This is a genomic window from Streptomyces sp. NPDC051364 (assembly GCF_040682115.1).
GTDB lineage: Bacteria > Actinomycetota > Actinomycetes > Streptomycetales > Streptomycetaceae > Streptomyces.
This window is the reverse complement of the sequence record NZ_JBFBAH010000001.1, coordinates 78251-94903: the sequence shown is the minus strand read 5'-3', so window position 1 is coordinate 94903 and position 16653 is coordinate 78251. Positions and strand designations below refer to the sequence as shown.

Here is a 16653-nt window from a genome sequence, read left to right as displayed (position 1 = left end):
CTGTTCGCGGACAGGTACGGGAGAATGGGGCTGCGCTCGTACAGAACCACAGGGAGACCCCGTGTCCGGATTCGTCGAAAAGCCCGAGCCGGTTCAGGTGCCCGGCCTCGTCCACCTCCACACCGGCAAGGTGCGCGACCTCTACCGCGACGGCGACGGCAACCTCGTCATGGTCGCCAGCGACCGGATGTCCGCGTACGACTGGGTGCTTCCCACCGAGATCCCGGACAAGGGCCGTGTCCTGACCCAGCTCTCCCTCTGGTGGTTCGACCAGCTCGCGGACCTCGTCCCGAACCACGTGATCGGCACCGAGCTGCCCGATGGCGCCCCCGCCGACTGGGCCGGCCGCACCCTGATCTGCAAGAGCCTCCGGATGGTCCCGGTCGAGTGCGTGGCCCGCGGCTACCTCACCGGCTCCGGCCTCGCCGAGTACGAGCAGACCCGTACGGTCTGCGGACTCGCCCTCCCCGAGGGGCTCGTGGACGGCTCCGAGCTGCCCGCCCCGATCTTCACCCCGGCCGCCAAGGCCGAGGTCGGCGAGCACGACGAGAACGTCTCGTACGAGGAGGTCGCGCGCACCACCGGCGCCGAGACGGCGGCGCTGCTGCGCCAGACCACCCTCGCCGTCTACGGCCGGGCCCGGGACATCGCCCGCGAGCGCGGGATCATCCTGGCCGACACCAAGTTCGAGTTCGGCTTCGACGCGGACGGCACCCTCGTCGCCGGCGACGAGGTGCTGACCCCGGACTCCTCCCGCTTCTGGCCGGCCGACCAGTGGGAGCCGGGCCGCACGCAGGCTTCCTTCGACAAGCAGTTCGTCCGCAACTGGCTGTCCTCCCCGGCGTCCGGCTGGGACCGGAAGGGCGAACTCCCGCCGCCGGCCCTCCCGCAGGAGGTCGTCGAGCAGACCAGCGCCAAGTACATCGAGGCGTACGAGCGGCTCACCGGCCTCACCTGGGCCTGAGGCCGGCGGTTCCAGGCCCGGGACGCCGGGCCTGGACGCCTGGCCTGGGCCTGGGTCTGGGCTTGGGCTTGGGCTTGGGCCTGGAACACGAAGAAGCCCCCGGTCAGATGACCGGGGGCTTCTTCGATGGAGCGGACAACGCGACTCGAACGCGCGACATCCACCTTGGCAAGGTGGTGCTCTACCAACTGAGCTATGTCCGCAGGTGCGCCGTAACGCGAGAACTACTATACCCAACCTCGCTCGCGTGCGAGACGCACTGCCGTGTGCCGGTTCTCCGCGCCGAGCTTCGACGCCGCCGACGACAGGTAGTTCCGCACGGTCCCCTGCGACAGCGAGGCCCGCTCCGCGATCTCCGCGACCGGCGCCCCGTCCCCCGCGAGTTCCAGCACCTCGGCCTCGCGCGCGGTCAGCGGGGAGTCCCCCGCGCTGATCGCGTCGGCCGCCAACTCCGGGTCCACATAACGCCCTCCGGCGTGCACGGTCCGGATCAGCTCGGCCAGCCGCTGCGCCGACACGGTCTTCGGCGCGAAGGCCCGCACCCCTGCCGCGAGGGCCCGCTTCAGGTGCCCGGGACGCCCGTGGCTCGTCACGATCATGGTCTTGCAGTCGGGGAGTTCGGCCCGCAGGGATGTGGCCACGCTCACACCGTCCGCCCCCGGCATCTGCAGGTCGAGCACCGCCACGTCCGGCCGGTGGGCGCGCGCCATCGCGAGGGCCTCCGGCCCCGAGGCCGCCTCCGCGACGACCAGCAGATCGTCCTCCAGGGCCAGCAGCGCGGCGAGCGCGCCGCGGATCAGGTGCTCGTCGTCGGCCAGCAGCACGCGTACGGGGCTCATGCCCGCACCTCCAGTCCTCGCAGTTGCCCGCCCGGTATCCGCGCCCGCAGCCGGAACCGGCCGCCGTCGACCGGGCCCGCCTCCAGGGTGCCGTCCAGCACCGCGAGCCGCTCCCGCAGCCCGGCGAGCCCGGAGCCCGGCGGTCCGGCCGGCGCCTCGGGGGCGCCGTCGTTCTCCACCACCAGCGTCAGGGCGCCCTCGTCGGGCGCCGTCAGCCGGATCACACAGCTGCGGGCGTCCCCGTGCCGCAGGACGTTCGTGGTCGCCTCCCGGACCACCCAGCCCAGCGCCGACTGCACCTCGGGGCGCAATGCACGGCCGGACTCGATCTCGACGCGGCAGTCCATCCCGGCCGCGCTGAGCACCCCGCGGGCGCCCTCCAGCTCCGCGGTCAGATCCGCTTCGCGGTAGCCGCGTACGACGTCCCGTACCTCGCGCTGCGACTCCCGGGCGATCCGCTGGACCTCGATCATCTGGTCCACGGCCTCCGGGCGTTCGCGGCGGGCCAGCTGGACCGCGAGCTCGCTCTTGAGCGCGATCACCGCCAGATTGCGCCCCATCACGTCGTGCAGGTCCCGCCCGAAGCGCAGCCGCTCCTCGGCGACGGCCAGTTGCGCCTGGAGCTCCCGGGCCCGGTCGAGCTCGTACACGGTGTTCAGCAGCCACCCGGAGAACCCGTACGCCAGGCTCATGAATATGCCGCTCAGCAGGACTCCGACCGCGTAGCCGACGACCTCGCCCAGGGGCAGGCCGAGGGTGACCATCGCGGCGGCCGTGCCGACCGTCGCGCCCGGGGCGACGCACCACATGCGCCGGATCCTCTTCAGGCACAGCACCACCGATCCCGTGGCGAAGCAGCTCATGCCGATCACCAGGGAAGGGGTCACCGACGCGTCGATGTGCCCGGCCTTGCGCAGGACGAGGGCGGCGAGGCACGCCACGGCCGTCAGGACCGCCGTGGCCACCGCGAGCCGCACCGGACGCCCCCGGCGCCCCACCAGCCAGTCCAGCGCCCTGGAGGAGAGGAATGCGACCAGCACGGAGTGCGCGCACAGTGCCAGGAAGAACGCGACGGACACGGGACGCGAGGACGTCCTCATCGCCGCCGAGCCGACCAGGGGCAACCCGAAGGACATGATCTCGATCAGTACGAAGAAGTGGAACGAGCAGCGTGTGTACAGCTCGACCTTCGCCGCACTGCTGCGGTTCTTCCACCACCCGGTCAGCTTCGACACAGTCCCAGTCCCCCGATCACGCTCCGGCGGTCGCCGCCGTGCACGACTCCAGCCTCGCGGCGGCCCGCGGGCGGCATCAGTGCGCGCCGTCATCTCCCCCGATGACATTTGTCAGCACAAGCCGATTGCACGCAAGGCATACGACAAAGGCCCTGATCGATGATCAGGGCCTTTGCACTCTGAGCGGACGACGCGACTCGAACGCGCGACATCCACCTTGGCAAGGTGGTGCTCTACCAACTGAGCTACGTCCGCATGCTTGCGACGACACGAATGTCGCTGCGATGCGTGCATCACTCTACCCGATCCACTTGAGTGGTCGGTAAAGCGTGCAGAGCGGGTGACAGGGATCGCACACTGCGCCTCCCCCCTGGAAGGGGGGTGTTCTGCTACTGAACTACACCCGCACGACCTTCGGGGCTTTGACCTGCGGTCTGGCCCCTTGGCGTGATCCACACACTAGCGGACCGGAGGGGGTGGATGGCAAATCGGCCCCCTCCGGGCCTCGTTAGAGGGCCCCGCCGGGCCCCGTCGGCCTCAGTGGGCCTCGTTGTACGCCGCGTAGACCCGCTTCGGGATGCGGCCGCGCGGCGGCACGTCGAGGCCGTTGGACCGGGCCCAGGCGCGTACGACCGCCGGATCCGGGGCCAGTGAGGTGTGCTTGTACGCCTTCCCGGAGCGGGCCTGGCGGCGGCCGGCGGCCACGAAGGGCTCGAGGCTCTTCCGCAGTTTCTGTGCGTTGGCCAGATTGAGGTCGATCTCGTACGACTTACCGTCCAGGCCGAACGTGACCGTTTCCGCCGCTTCTCCGCCGTCGATGTCGTCGGAGATCGTGACTACTACGCGCTGCGCCACGGATATCGGTCCCTTCGCGCGACACCACCTACGCGTTGGACGTGCGGTGATGTCGCCTGTGTGGATGTTTCGGAGCAATGCAACTTTCCGCCCCGGGTCGAGAGGCGAAAAAAGTCACCGACCCGGTGGAATCCTTTGTACCGCGATTCCCATTGCATTGCGAAGCCCAGTTAATTGTCTCCGCGTGTCCTGCCGCAATCCCGGGCCCGTGGTTTTCCGGTGGATTTTGCGAAGCGTTGGTGAAGCCGAAACGGGCGGACGATCACGGCCGAAGGATATCTACCCGCGTAGAAATTTCGGACGGGTACGCTGAGGGAACCGCCTTCGCACCAACCACCCATCGGGAGTGCCAGTGGCACGCGTCGTAGTCGACGTCATGCTCAAGCCGGAGATCCTCGACCCTCAGGGCCAGGCGGTGCAGCGTGCACTGCCGCGCCTTGGCTTCGAGGGGATCGCCGACGTCCGCCAGGGGAAGCGCTTCGAGCTCGAGGTGGAGGGACCGGTCGACCAGGCCGCCCTCGACCGCATCCACAAGATGGCCGAAACGTTCCTCGCCAACACCGTCATCGAGGACTTCACCGTGAAGGTCGAGGCCTGACGGTGACCACTCGCATCGGAGTCGTCACGTTCCCCGGAACGCTCGACGACCGTGACTCGCTGCGCGCCGTCCGCCTCGCGGGGGCCGAGCCCGTCTCGCTGTGGCACCGCGACAAGGACCTGCACCAGGTCGACGCGGTCGTCCTCGCGGGCGGCTTCTCCTACGGGGACTACCTGCGCGCCGGGGCCATCTCCCGCTTCTCGCCGGTGATGGAGACGATCATCGAGCAGGCCAAGGGCGGCATGCCCGTCCTGGGCATCTGCAACGGCTTCCAGGTCCTCACCGAGGCCCACCTGCTGCCGGGGGCGATGCTTCGCAACAACCACCTGCACTTCATCTGCCGCGAGCAGAAGCTGCGCGTGGAGAACGCGGAGACGGCGTGGACCGGCGACTACACCGCCGGCCAGGAGATCTCCATCCCGCTCAAGAACATGGACGGCCGCTACACCGCCGACGAGCACACGCTCGACGAGCTGGAGGCCGAGGGCCGCGTGGCCTTCCGGTACCTCGACGGCAACCCGAACGGGTCGCTCCGTGACATCGCCGGCATCACCAACGCCGCGGGCAACGTCGTCGGCCTCATGCCGCACCCCGAGCACGCGGTGGAGCCGCTGATCGGGACGGGCCGCACCGACGGCCTCGGATTCTTCACCTCGATCCTGAAGAAGCTGGTCAACGCATGAGCCTCGACACCGTCAAGAACGCCACGGAGACCCCGGACTCGGCGCAGCCCTGGAAGGAGCTCGGCCTCAAGGAGGACGAGTACGCGCGCATCCGGGAGATCCTCGGCCGCCGCCCCACGGGCGCCGAGCTCGCCATGTACTCCGTCATGTGGTCCGAGCACTGCTCGTACAAGAGCAGCAAGGTCCACCTGAAGCAGTTCGGCGAGAAGGTCCCCCAGAACGACGCCATGCTCGTCGGCATCGGCGAGAACGCCGGCGTCGTCGACGTCGGCCAGGGCTACGCGGTCACCTTCAAGGTCGAGTCGCACAACCACCCGTCGTACATCGAGCCCTACCAGGGCGCGGCGACCGGCATCGGCGGCATCGTCCGCGACATCCTCGCCATGGGCGCCCGCCCGGTCGCGGTCGTCGACCCGCTGCGCTTCGGCGCGGCCGACCACCCCGACACCAAGCGCGTCCTGCCGGGCGTGGTCGCGGGCATCGGCGGCTACGGCAACTGCCTCGGCCTGCCCAACATCGGCGGCGAGGTCGTCTTCGACGCCTGCTACCAGGGCAACCCGCTGGTCAACGCCGGCTGCATCGGCGTGATGAAGCACGAGGACATCCACCTCGCCAAGGCCTCCGGCCCCGGCAACAAGGTCATCCTCTACGGCGCCCGCACGGGCGGCGACGGCATCGGCGGCGTCTCGGTCCTCGCGTCCGAGACCTTCGACGACACCAAGCCCACCAAGCGCCCCGCCGTCCAGGTCGGCGACCCCTTCCAGGAGAAGCTCCTCATCGAGTGCACCCTGGAGATCTTCAAGGAGAAGCTGGTCGCGGGCATCCAGGACCTCGGCGGCGCCGGGCTCTCCTGCGCCACGTCCGAGCTGGCCTCCGCCGGTTCCGGCGGCATGCGCGTGGAGCTGGACACCGTCCCGCTGCGCGACGCGACGCTCTCGCCCGAGGAAATCCTCATGAGCGAGTCGCAGGAACGCATGTGCGCGATCGTCGAGCCTCGTCACGTCGACCGCTTCATGGAGATCTGCGAGAAGTGGGACGTCATCGCCACCGTCATCGGTGAGGTGACCGACGGCGAGCGCCTGGAGATCTTCTGGCACGGCGAGCAGATCGTGGACGTGCCCCCGGGCACCGTCGCGCACGAGGGCCCGGTGTACAACCGGCCCTACGCCCGCCCCGAGTGGCAGGACGCCCTCCAGGCCGACGACGCGGGCAAGCTGCCCCGCCCGCAGACCTCGCAAGAGCTCCGCGCGCAGGTCCTGGCGCTGGTCTCGTCCCCGAACCAGGCCTCGAAGTCCTGGGTCACGGACCAGTACGACCGCTTCGTGCAGGGCAACACGGTGCTCTCGCAGCCCGAGGACGCCGGCATGGTCCGCATCGACGAGGAGTCCAACCTCGGCGTGGCCATGGCGACCGACGGCAACGGCCGCTTCGCGAAGCTCGACCCGTACACGGGCGCGCAGCTCGCGCTGGCGGAGGCGTACCGCAACGTCGCCGCGACCGGCGCCAAGCCGCTCGCCATCTCCGACTGCCTGAACTTCGGCTCCCCCGAGGACCCGGGCGTCATGTGGCAGTTCGCCGAGGCCACCCGCGGTCTCGCGGACGGCTGCCTGGAGCTGGGCACCCCGGTGACCGGCGGCAACGTCTCGCTGTACAACCAGACCGGTGACGTCGCGATCCACCCGACCCCGGTCGTGGCGGTCCTCGGCGTGATCGACGACGTCAACCGCCGTACGCCGATGGCGTTCGCGGAGGCCGGCCAGCTGCTGTACCTGCTGGGCGACACGGCCGAGGAGTTCGGCGGCTCGGCCTGGTCCCAGGTCGTCCACGACCACCTCGGCGGCATGCCGCCCAAGGTGGACCTGGGCCGCGAGAAGCTGCTCGGCGAGATCCTGATCTCGGCGTCCCGCGACGGCATGGTCGACGCGGCGCACGACCTGTCCGACGGCGGCGTGATCCAGGCGCTCACCGAGTCCTGCCTGCGCGGCGGCAACGGCGCGCGGGTCGTGGTGCCGGAGGGTCTGGACGCGTTCACCTTCCTGTTCTCCGAGTCGGCGGGCCGGGCCATCGTGGCCGTCCCGCGCAGTGAGGAGCTCCGCTTCACCGACATGTGCGGTGCGCGGGGCCTGCCCGCCACCCGCATCGGAGTGGTGGACGGCGAGGAGATCGAGATCCAGGGCGAGTTCACGATCCCGCTCGCGGAACTGCGTACCGCCCACGAGGCGACGATCCCGGCCCTGCTGGCCTGATCTCGCCTGCACCGCCCGGCGGTTGTAGTGATTTCGTGCCCTCGCAGGCCTTCTGACCTGCGAGGGCACTTCCGCATACTGGCGCCGTGAACGACGTGATCAAGAACCTGCCCGACGCGGCCCTGCCCCAGGGTGGCGCCCGGCCCTGGACGGTCGACGCGGCCCGGCGCTGGCGTGACGCACGCGTCCCCCTGGTCTTCGCACCCACCGTCGTGTGCTGGCTCCTGGTGCCGCTGGTCTTCTACGGGTTCTCCCTGGTCGGCTCCGACGATCCGGAGACCGCTGCGTCGTCCGGCACCGACTGGGTCGGCTACCACTCCGCGATCCTGTTCCTCGCGCTCCCCGCCTGGTACCGCTACCTGCCGGCCGCCACCGCCGTGTCCGCTCCCGTGATCGCCCTGGACATGGCAGTCCGGTGGTACGGGCCGCCCCCCGTCACCGGCACCGGCCGGGCCGGATGCTGGCTGGTCATCGCCGTCTGCGCCTGGACGTTCACCGGGGCCGTGCTGCGCCTGCGCTCCCGGCGCCGGCAGCGCGCCCTGTTCCTCGAAGCGGCCGGGGACGCCCGCAGCCCGATCCCGGAGCACCTCCCGGACGGCCACCGCCGCCGGGGCCGGTGGCCGATCCTCTTCGGCGGGCTGCTCACCTTCACCGGCGTCGCCTCCCTGGCCTGGGCCCTCGTGGCGGACCTCGGGGCGAGCGCAGAGGCCCCGTACGACGCCGTCAACCAGCAGATGCTGTCCCTGCTGCTGCTCATCCCCGGGCCCCCGCTGCTCGGGCGCGGCCTCACCGCACGGCGCGCCGCCCGGCGGCTGCACGACGGACCGCAGCCGGTGCTGCGCGTCGGTGTCCGCCGCCGGGCCCCCGGGTACACCTGGCTGGTCGCGGACGCCCGGACGACCACGGCCCCGCCCCTGATCGGCTTCCGCAACCGGTTCGAGGACACCCACCGCGTCCGGTTCCGGTACGGCCGGATCCTGCTGGGCGGGCCGGAGAGCCGGCTGCGCGCCGAGCACCACGGCATCGACGACACCCGTGAGCCCTACGAGGCGATCCTGTACGGCGTGCCCTGCGAGGGAGCCGAGGTGCTCCTCGAGTACGGCGTCCACGCCGTACTGTCCGGCAGCAGCACGATCGCCTCCGAGCTCACCGCCGCCGCGCTGCTGCCGGTCCGCCTCCACCGTCTGAAGCCGTGGAAGCCGGCTGCGGCGGCGGCGACCGATCGGGCAGACTCCCCCCATGGCACCCAAGATCCGTAAGTACGACGCCGCCAGGGTCCGTACGGCAGTCACCGCGCAGTTCGGGCATGTGGCCGACGCCGTACGGGGGTTGGGCGACGAACAGCTCGCGCGGCCCAGCGGCCTCGGCGACTGGACCGTCGCCGATCTCGCCGCGCACATCGCGTGGATCGCGGACTCGCTCGCGAGCGGACTGGCCCGGCCCCCGGCCGCCGTACCGGAACTGGCGGCCGTCGAATGGCCCTCCGTCACCGCTTCCCTCGCCGGGAAGATCGCGGAGGCGGCCAAGGAGACCCTCGAGGGCGCCTCGCTGCCCGAGCTGTACGAGCGGGCCGGCGCCCGCATGGCCGAGGCGCTGGCCGCGAACCCCGGCAGCCGGGTGCTCGACCTGTGGGTCGGGGACATGACCCTGGCCGACTTCCTCGTCACCCGGACCGTGGAACTGGTCGTCCACACCGACGACCTGGCCCGGGCCGCCGGGGTGGACATCCCGATCGAGCGGCAGGCCCTGGCCGCCTGCACCCGGCTGCTCGCCGACGCCCTCGCGCTCAAGGCCCCGGGCGCCTCGGTGGAGGTACGGATCCCGCCGTTCGCGGTGGTCCAGTGCATTGAGGGGCCCCGTCACACCCGCGGCACCCCGCCGAACGTGGTCGAGACGGACCCGCTGACCTGGATCCGGCTGGCCACCGGGCGTACGGACTGGGCCGCGGCAGTCGAGGGCGCGCAGGTCAGGGCCAGCGGGGAGCGGGCCGACCTGGCGGCGCTGCTGCCGGTGATGCGGTGAGGGTGGAACCGCCCGCCGGACCCGCCCGTCCCAGGACCATGGGTACCCATCGGCACGTCCCCACCAGCCTGGCCGTCGCATCGGCCCTCGCGCTCGTCCTCGCCGCCTGCAGCCAGGGCGGGGAGGGCGAGACCCGCGTGCTTCCGGACCCCAAGGGTTCCTGGGCCGTCGAGTCCCTGACCACCGGCGGCCGCACCCTGCACGCGCCCGACAATGCCCGCCTGGACCTCGCGGAGAAGGAGGCCGCGGGCAACTACGGCTGCAACGGCTTCACGGCGGCGGTCGCCTTCGCCGGCACCTCCGCGGTGACGGTCACCCCCGGCCCCACGACCCTCACGTCCTGCGCGAACAGCGAGTTCGAGAAGGAGTTCGCCAAACTCTTCAAGGGCCGGCTGAGCATCGACCGGGGGCCCGACCGGCTCACGCTGAAGACCGCTGACGGGAGCACGATCGCGATGAGCACGAAGCCCCCGGTCCCGGATGCCCCCCTCACGGCCACCGAGTGGACCGTCGAATCCCTGATCAGCGGCGACAGCGTGTCCCCGCTGCCCGCCGAGGCCGCGGGCAAGGCACGGTTCCTGCTGACCTCCGACCGCGCCGCGAGCGGCAGCCTCGGGTGCAACCGGTTCAGCGCCCAGGCCACCGGCGACGGCGCCCAGCTCACCTTCGGACCGCTGACCACGACTCGGATGGCCTGCGAGGGCGCGGTCGGTGAGGTCGAGCGGACGCTGACCGAGCTCTTCGCCGCCTCCCCGCTCACCTGGAGCATCGAGGGCCGGACCCTCACCCTCACCGCGCCCGACGGCAAGGGCCTGACCGCGACGGCTGCCTCGGCCGCGGAATGAGCGCAACGACCCGCCGCACCCGGCACCCGGGACGTCAGGCCGGGTAGGGCAGCAGACCCGCGTCCGTCTTCTCCCAGGCCGCGCGCAGCTCCGCGAGCCGGGCCGGCTCCAGGGCCGCCTTGTCGGCCTGTTCGCGGGCATCCCCGGCCAGGTTGAACAGCTGGTCCTTGCCCGTCTTGCCGCGGTAGTACTTCCAGTCCCCCCGCCGCAGGGCCCGCTCGCCGCGGACCCGCCAGAACAGGTTCCGCTCGGCGATCCTCTCGCCGCGCAGCAGGTACCCGGCCAGGTTGGCCCCGTCCAGCGGGTAGGCCGGGTCCGGCCGGGTTCCGGCCAGCTCCAGCAGTGTGGCCGTCCAGTCGGGGGTGAAGACCGGGACCCGGCTGACCTGGCCGCCGTCGATCCGGGCCGGCCAGCGCACGATGTTCGGCACCCGGATCCCGCCCTCCTGGAGGGAGGCCTTGTTGCCGGAGAGCGGCCAGTTGTACGAGAACCGCTCGCCGCCGTTGTCGCTGGAGAAGACGATCAGGGTGTCGTTCGCCTGCCCCGAGCGCTCGAGCGCCTTCAGGACCTCGCCGACCGAGCGGTCGAGGTCCTCGACCATCTGCCGGTACTTCTCGACGGAGCCGCCGTCCTGGTGCCACAGCGCCCGGGCGTCGCCCGCCTTGATCCGGCGCTCGACCTCGGCGCTCGCCTCGGTGTCCCCGTCGGCGATCCACGGCCAGTGCGGGGTGGTGAAGTTGAGGTTGAGCAGCCACGGCCTGCCGCCGTGGTCGCGGGAGACGTACTCGGCGGCCCGCTCGGTGATGATCCGCGTGTAGTAGCGCAGGTCCTTGTAGGTGGCGTCGCCTTCGTAGAGGTCGTACTCGCCGCCGAGGCCCAGCTTGGAGTAGTACTCCAGGGCCCCGCCGAAGTTGCCGAAAAACTCGTCCCAGCCCGACTTGGTCGGACTGTGGTCGGGCAGGTAGCCGCAGTGCCATTTGCCGATCAGCGCGGTCGCGTAACCCGCGTCGCGCAGCAGCGAGGCCAGCGTCGGGTGGGTGGGCTCCAGGCCGACGCTCCTGTCGGCGATGGGCTCGGCGAGCCCGCCCTCCACACGGCCCGGGTAGCGGCCCGTGTACAGGCTGAACCGCGTCGGTGAGCAGGTGGCGGAGCCGGAGTAGGCATCGGTGAAGCGGACGCCCTGGCGGGCCAGCCGGTCCAGGTTCGGGGTCTTGATGTGCGGGGAGCCGTACGAGGACAGGTCGGCCCAGCCGAGGTCGTCGCCCAGGATGAACAGGATGTTGGGCCGCCGGGAATGCCGGCCGCGGGCGGCGCGGAACTCCCGCTCCTGCGGCCCGGCGGTCGCCTGAGCCGCCCGGGCCGGGGCGGCGCCCAGCCCCACGGCCGCCGCGGCCGCGGTCACGCCGACGGCGCTGCCGAAGGCACGCCGGGACAGGTTGTTGTCGTACGAAGGCACAAGTACTCCAGGGCACGGCTCGGCCACCCGGCCAGGCGGGCGCGCAGGACGGCGCGCGGCACGGCGGGGCAGGGGCGGCCGGAGCGGAAAAAAGAAAAGGGAAAGGAGAGTTGCGGCTACGCGGAACAGCGACAGATGGCGCTCGCGACACGGACCAGGTCTACGTGGCGGCGCTCGACGAGGGTGACGGAACGGTCACCGAGAGGCTGCATGGGCCGAGAGCCTGTACGAATGCCCTCGTAGATGTCAACAAGGTGATCCGAATGCCGAGACGGAGCCGTCCGGTCACCCTCTGTGCTGTGAGATTTCCCGGGCGTCCCCAATTCGGACCAGTGGTCGATCTCGCCTACACTCGGAAGCGTGCCTCGTGGTGATGGACGACTCAACCACGACCTGCTCCCCGGCGAAAAGGGCCCCCAGGACGCTTGCGGCGTCTTCGGTGTCTGGGCTCCGGGTGAAGAGGTCGCCAAGCTCACCTACTTCGGACTGTATGCGCTGCAGCACCGTGGACAAGAGTCCGCGGGAATCGCTGTGAGCAACGGTTCCCAGATCCTCGTCTTCAAGGACATGGGCCTAGTTTCCCAGGTCTTCGACGAAACCTCTCTCGGCTCGCTCCAGGGTCATATCGCGGTCGGTCACGCCCGCTACTCGACCACCGGAGCCTCCGTCTGGGAGAACGCGCAGCCCACTTTCCGTGCGACCGCCCACGGCTCCATTGCCCTGGGTCACAACGGCAACCTGGTGAACACCGCCGAGCTTGCCGAGATGGTCGCCGACCTCCCCCGTCAGGACGGCCGTGCCACCCAGGTGGCGGCCACCAATGACACCGACCTGGTCACCGCCCTGCTGGCAGGCCAGACGGACGACGACGGCAAGCCCCTGACGATCGAGGAGTCGGCCACCAAGGTCCTCCCGAAGGTCAAGGGTGCGTTCTCGCTCGTGTTCATGGACGAGGGAACCCTCTACACCGCCCGTGACCCGCAGGGCATCCGCCCGCTGGTCCTCGGCCGCCTGGAACGCGGCTGGGTGGTCGCGAGTGAGACCGCCGCCCTCGACATCTGCGGCGCCAGCTTCGTCCGCGAGGTCGAGCCGGGCGAGCTCATCGCGATCGACGAGAACGGCCTGCGCACCTCCCGCTTCGCGGAAGCAAAGCCCAAGGGCTGTGTCTTCGAGTACGTCTACCTGGCGCGCCCGGACACCGACATCGCCGGCCGGAACGTCTACCTCTCGCGTGTCGAGATGGGCCGGCGTCTGGCCAAGGAAGCCCCGGTGGACGCCGACCTGGTGATACCGACGCCGGAATCCGGCACGCCCGCCGCCGTCGGATACGCCGAGGCCAGCGGGATCCCGTACGGCTCCGGCCTGGTCAAGAACGCCTACGTCGGCCGGACCTTCATCCAGCCCTCGCAGACGATCCGCCAGCTGGGCATCCGCCTGAAGCTCAACCCCCTCAAGGAAGTCATCCGGGGCAAGCGCCTGGTGGTCGTGGACGACTCGATCGTCCGCGGCAACACGCAGCGCGCCCTGGTCAAGATGCTCCGCGAGGCCGGCGCGGCCGAGGTCCACATCCGGATCTCCTCGCCGCCGGTGAAGTGGCCGTGCTTCTTCGGCATCGACTTCGCCACCCGGGCCGAGCTGATCGCCAACGGCATGACGGTCGACGAGATCGCCACGTCGCTCGGCGCGGACTCGCTCTCGTACATCTCGCTCGACGCGATGATCGAGGCGACCACCATCCAGAAGCCCAACCTCTGCCGTGCCTGCTTCGACGGCGTGTACCCCATGGAGCTGCCCGACCCGCAGCTCCTGGGCAAGCAGCTCCTGGAGTCCGAGCTCGCGGGCGGCACCGACGCCGCCGACGCGCTCCGGCGCCCGTAGCGCCGCGGCCCGCAACCCTGCTCCACCTGCGCCGGGCCCTGTCTTTCAAGCTTCTCCCAGGGCCCGGCACCACAAGCAGTAACGACACGAAAGCTCTCCCTGTCATGACAGAGAAGACCACCGGTGCCAGCTACGCAGCCGCAGGCGTGGACATCGAAGCGGGAGACCGCGCCGTCGAGCTGATGAAGGAGTGGGTGAAGAAGACGCAGCGCCCCGAGGTCCTCGGCGGCCTCGGCGGTTTCGCCGGCCTCTTCGACGCCTCCGCCCTCAAGCGCTACGAGCGCCCGCTGCTGGCCTCCGCGACCGACGGTGTCGGCACGAAGGTGGACATCGCCCGCCAGCTGGGCGTGTACGACACCATCGGCCACGACCTCGTCGCGATGGTCATGGACGACATCGTCGTCTGCGGCGCCGAGCCGCTCTTCATGACCGACTACATCTGCGTGGGCAAGGTCCACCCGGAGCGTGTCGCGGCGATCGTCAAGGGCATCGCCGAGGGCTGTGTCCTCGCCGGCTGCGCCCTGGTGGGCGGCGAGACCGCCGAGCACCCGGGTCTGCTGGGCCCGGACGACTTCGACGTGGCGGGCGCCGGCACCGGTGTCGTCGAGTACGACCGCCTGCTCGGCGCGGATCGCATCCGTACGGGTGACGCCGTCATCGCCATGGCGTCCTCCGGCCTTCACTCGAACGGGTACTCGCTCGTCCGGCACGTCCTCTTCGACCGCGCCAAGATGTCCCTCGAGCAGCACGTCGAGGAGCTCGGCCGGACCCTCGGCGAGGAGCTCCTGGAGCCGACCAAGATCTACTCGCTGGACTGCATGGCCCTCACCCGTACGGCCGAGGTCCACGCGTACTCGCACATCACCGGCGGCGGTCTCGCGGCGAACCTGGCCCGGGTCATCCCGGATCACCTGCACGCCACGGTCGACCGTTCGACCTGGGCCCCGGACGCGATCTTCGACCTGGTCGGCAAGGCCGGGCAGGTCGAGCAGCTGGAGCTGGAGAAGACCCTGAACATGGGCGTCGGCATGATGGCCGTGGTCCCGCAGGAGTCGGTGGACGTGGCGCTGACCGCGCTGGCCGACCGCGGCGTGGACGCCTGGGTCGCGGGAGAGATCCTCGACCGCGGTGCACACACCGAGGGTGCGACCCTGACCGGCGCGTACGCGAGCTGAACAGCCGGGACGGCGACGGCCAACACTGAAACCCGGTCCGGGGCGAGGCCCTGGACCGGGTTCTTGTGTTGCTCAGCCGGGGTCGGTCACTGACTGGCCGCCACCTGCTTGGTGCAGACGCAAAAGAGACGCAGGAGAGCGTCAAGCGCCGCGGCGCTGTGCCGACGGGCCGGACTCTTCGTCCTCGTCGTCGTCATCATCGCTGTTGTACAGATCCGCGTACTTGGCGTACGGGTCGTCGTCGTCCAGATCGTCATCGACTTCGACCGGCTCGCTGACAGGCAGCGGTTCCGTCGGCGATGCGCCCAGCTCATTGGCCAGACGCGAGAGGTCAGTCCCGCCGCTGTTGTACTTCAGCTGGCGGGCGACCTTTGTCTGCTTGGCCTTGGCCCGGCCGCGCCCCATGGCTCGACCCCCTCGGTGACGGGGCTCGACGGCCCCAGAGTCTGACACGCGTTCATGGTTCGGAGCGGGCTCTCCGTGGAGAGACCGTCCGTAGGGGTTTAACGGTACCTGCTTCCGCGGCCATACGGTACGCCGCCCGCATGACGTGCCCCGGTGCAGGACCAGAGAGGCGCCCCGTCCTCGCTGGTCAGCTGCGATTTTAACCCTTTCCTGGCGGGCGACCCGCCGAAGTGCAGTGAGTTCCGTCTCGCCGCAACCCCGGCGGGCGCACGTCAGGTCCCTACAGGGCCGGGGCCGAGCCCTTCGCAGCCTTCGCGGCGCGGGCGTCCGACATCCGCTGCTCGGCGATCCGGTCGGCCGCCGCGGCCGGCGGAATCCCGTCCGTCTTCGCGCGAGCAAATATGGCCAGGGTGGTGTCGAAGATCTTCGCCGCCTTGACCTTGCAGCGGTCGAAGTCGAAGCCGTGCAGCTCGTCGGCGACCTGGATGACCCCGCCCGCGTTCACCACGTAGTCGGGCGCGTAGAGGATCCCGCGGTCCGCGAGGTCCTTCTCCACACCCGGGTGGGCGAGCTGGTTGTTCGCGGCGCCGCACACGACCTTGGCGGTCAGGGCGGGTACCGACTCGTCGTTCAGCGCCCCGCCGAGTGCGCAGGGGGCGTAGATGTCCAGGCCCTCGGTGCGGATCAGGGCGTTGGTGTCGGTCACAGCGGTGACCTGCGGGTGCTTGTCGAGGATCCGGCGAACCGACTCCTCGCGGACGTCCGTGATCACGACCTCGGCGCCGTCCTCCAGGAGGTGCTCGACCAGGTAGTGGCCGACCTTGCCGACGCCGGCCACGGCGACCTTGCGGCCGCGCAGCGTCGGGTCGCCCCACAGGTGCTGGGCGCTGGCCCGCATGCCCTGGAAGACACCGAACGCGGTGAGGACCGAGGAGTCGCCGGCGCCGCCGTTCTCGGGGGAGCGGCCGGTCGCCCAGCGGGTCTCGCGGGCCACGATGTCCATGTCCGCCACGTACGTGCCGACGTCGCAGGCCGTCACGTAGCGGCCGCCGAGGGACTCCACGAACCGGCCGTAGGCCAGCAGCAGTTCCTCGGACTTCAGGACGTCCGGGTCCCCGATGATCACGGCCTTGCCGCCGCCGAGGTCGAGACCGGCCATGGCGTTCTTGTAGGACATGCCGCGCGAGAGGTTCAGCGCGTCCATGACGGCCTCCTCGTCGGAGGCGTACGCGTGGAAGCGCGTACCGCCGAGGGCCGGGCCCAGGGCGGTGGAGTGGATCGCGATGACGGCTTTCAGGCCGGAGGCTCGGTCCTGGCACAGCACGACTTGCTCGTGGCCACCCTGTTCCGAACGGAACAGGGTGTGCAGGACGCCGTCGGTCATTTCGGTCACGGTGGTGACTCCCATGGAAGAGATGCGGCGGAATGACGCCCGCCCTGCGGGTGGGGGAG

Annotated in this window: 16 protein-coding genes and 3 tRNA genes; 9 read left to right on the top strand and 10 right to left on the bottom strand. The window is 70.6% G+C overall.

Translation table 11 applies throughout. The features are described 5' to 3' along the window. The first annotated feature begins 61 nt into the window (after positions 1 to 61). Positions 62 to 964, top strand: a complete 903-nt coding sequence (locus AB0M76_RS00445) for a phosphoribosylaminoimidazolesuccinocarboxamide synthase (RefSeq protein ID WP_365950799.1) — start codon at positions 62 to 64, stop codon at positions 962 to 964. A 127-nt stretch (positions 965 to 1091) separates the two neighbouring features. Here the strand turns inward: AB0M76_RS00445 and AB0M76_RS00440 are convergent. The 6 genes from AB0M76_RS00440 to AB0M76_RS00415 all read right to left on the bottom strand — a co-directional run bounded on the left by AB0M76_RS00440 (position 1092) and on the right by AB0M76_RS00415 (position 3893). After that, positions 1092 to 1167, bottom strand: a tRNA-Gly gene (locus AB0M76_RS00440). A 24-nt stretch (positions 1168 to 1191) separates the two neighbouring features. Further along, complete coding sequence (locus tag AB0M76_RS00435) at positions 1192 to 1803, bottom strand: response regulator transcription factor (protein WP_266627837.1); 612 nt, start codon at positions 1801 to 1803, stop codon at positions 1192 to 1194. After that, the gene (locus AB0M76_RS00430) at positions 1800 to 3038 is read right to left on the bottom strand and encodes a histidine kinase (RefSeq protein WP_365950798.1); all 1239 of its coding nucleotides are present in this window, start codon (positions 3036 to 3038) and stop codon (positions 1800 to 1802) included. Before AB0M76_RS00430 ends, AB0M76_RS00435 begins: the two co-directional genes overlap by 4 nt. Positions 3039 to 3220: 182 nt before the next feature. Further along, positions 3221 to 3293: transfer RNA gene (locus tag AB0M76_RS00425), tRNA-Gly, on the bottom strand. 80 nt (positions 3294 to 3373) lie between these two features. Beyond that, positions 3374 to 3445 (bottom strand) — tRNA-Gly (locus tag AB0M76_RS00420). Between the two features lie 130 nt (positions 3446 to 3575). Continuing rightward, complete coding sequence (locus AB0M76_RS00415) at positions 3576 to 3893, bottom strand: Lsr2 family protein (RefSeq protein ID WP_365950797.1); 318 nt, start codon at positions 3891 to 3893, stop codon at positions 3576 to 3578. 346 nt (positions 3894 to 4239) lie between these two features. On the opposite strand from AB0M76_RS00415, the gene purS reads away from it, so the two are divergent. The 6 genes from purS (at position 4240) to AB0M76_RS00385 (ending at position 10287) form a co-directional block, all read left to right on the top strand. Further along, positions 4240 to 4491: a phosphoribosylformylglycinamidine synthase subunit PurS gene (gene purS / locus AB0M76_RS00410; protein ID WP_008740952.1), complete on the top strand. Its 252-nt coding sequence runs from the start codon at positions 4240 to 4242 to the stop codon at positions 4489 to 4491. 2 nt (positions 4492 to 4493) lie between these two features. Beyond that, positions 4494 to 5174, top strand: coding sequence for a phosphoribosylformylglycinamidine synthase subunit PurQ (gene purQ, locus AB0M76_RS00405; RefSeq protein ID WP_365950796.1), 681 nt, complete (start codon positions 4494 to 4496; stop codon positions 5172 to 5174). Continuing rightward, positions 5171 to 7420 carry a phosphoribosylformylglycinamidine synthase subunit PurL gene (gene purL / locus AB0M76_RS00400; RefSeq protein WP_365950795.1) on the top strand — a complete coding sequence of 750 codons (2250 nt, stop codon included), beginning with the start codon at positions 5171 to 5173 and terminating at the stop codon, positions 7418 to 7420. Before purQ ends, purL begins: the two co-directional genes overlap by 4 nt. An 86-nt stretch (positions 7421 to 7506) precedes the next feature. Next, positions 7507 to 8679, top strand: a complete 1173-nt coding sequence (locus tag AB0M76_RS00395; RefSeq protein WP_365950794.1) for a hypothetical protein — start codon at positions 7507 to 7509, stop codon at positions 8677 to 8679. Further along, positions 8660 to 9442 (top strand): sterol carrier family protein, encoded by a 783-nt coding sequence (locus AB0M76_RS00390; protein ID WP_365950793.1) that lies wholly within the window; start codon positions 8660 to 8662, stop codon positions 9440 to 9442. The genes AB0M76_RS00395 and AB0M76_RS00390 overlap by 20 nt, the downstream gene beginning before the upstream one ends. A 38-nt stretch (positions 9443 to 9480) precedes the next feature. Further along, a complete protein-coding gene (locus tag AB0M76_RS00385) occupies positions 9481 to 10287 on the top strand; it encodes an META domain-containing protein (RefSeq protein WP_365950792.1) in 807 nt (268 codons plus the stop codon). Between the two features lie 34 nt (positions 10288 to 10321). Here AB0M76_RS00385 and AB0M76_RS00380 read toward each other — a convergent pair whose 3' ends face one another. Together AB0M76_RS00380 and AB0M76_RS00375 are read right to left on the bottom strand one after the other, a co-directional pair. After that, a complete protein-coding gene (locus AB0M76_RS00380) occupies positions 10322 to 11743 on the bottom strand; it encodes a sulfatase-like hydrolase/transferase (RefSeq protein ID WP_365950791.1) in 1422 nt (473 codons plus the stop codon). Between the two features lie 116 nt (positions 11744 to 11859). Beyond that, positions 11860 to 11955 carry a putative leader peptide gene (locus AB0M76_RS00375; RefSeq protein WP_350325720.1) on the bottom strand — a complete coding sequence of 32 codons (96 nt, stop codon included), beginning with the start codon at positions 11953 to 11955 and terminating at the stop codon, positions 11860 to 11862. 148 nt (positions 11956 to 12103) lie between these two features. On the opposite strand from AB0M76_RS00375, the gene purF reads away from it, so the two are divergent. Together purF and purM are read left to right on the top strand one after the other, a co-directional pair. Beyond that, on the top strand, positions 12104 to 13621 hold the full coding sequence (purF, locus tag AB0M76_RS00370) for an amidophosphoribosyltransferase (protein ID WP_365950790.1): 1518 nt from the start codon (positions 12104 to 12106) through the stop codon (positions 13619 to 13621). 104 nt (positions 13622 to 13725) lie between these two features. Continuing rightward, positions 13726 to 14796: a phosphoribosylformylglycinamidine cyclo-ligase gene (purM, locus tag AB0M76_RS00365; protein WP_365950789.1), complete on the top strand. Its 1071-nt coding sequence runs from the start codon at positions 13726 to 13728 to the stop codon at positions 14794 to 14796. A 141-nt stretch (positions 14797 to 14937) separates the two neighbouring features. On the opposite strand, the gene AB0M76_RS00360 is transcribed toward purM, so the two are convergent. Together AB0M76_RS00360 and AB0M76_RS00355 are read right to left on the bottom strand one after the other, a co-directional pair. Continuing rightward, complete coding sequence (locus AB0M76_RS00360) at positions 14938 to 15201, bottom strand: DUF3073 domain-containing protein (protein WP_365950788.1); 264 nt, start codon at positions 15199 to 15201, stop codon at positions 14938 to 14940. 280 nt (positions 15202 to 15481) lie between these two features. Next, entirely contained in the window at positions 15482 to 16609 is a 1128-nt protein-coding gene (locus tag AB0M76_RS00355) for a Glu/Leu/Phe/Val dehydrogenase dimerization domain-containing protein (RefSeq protein WP_365950787.1), read from the bottom strand. Positions 16610 to 16653 lie beyond the last annotated feature (44 nt).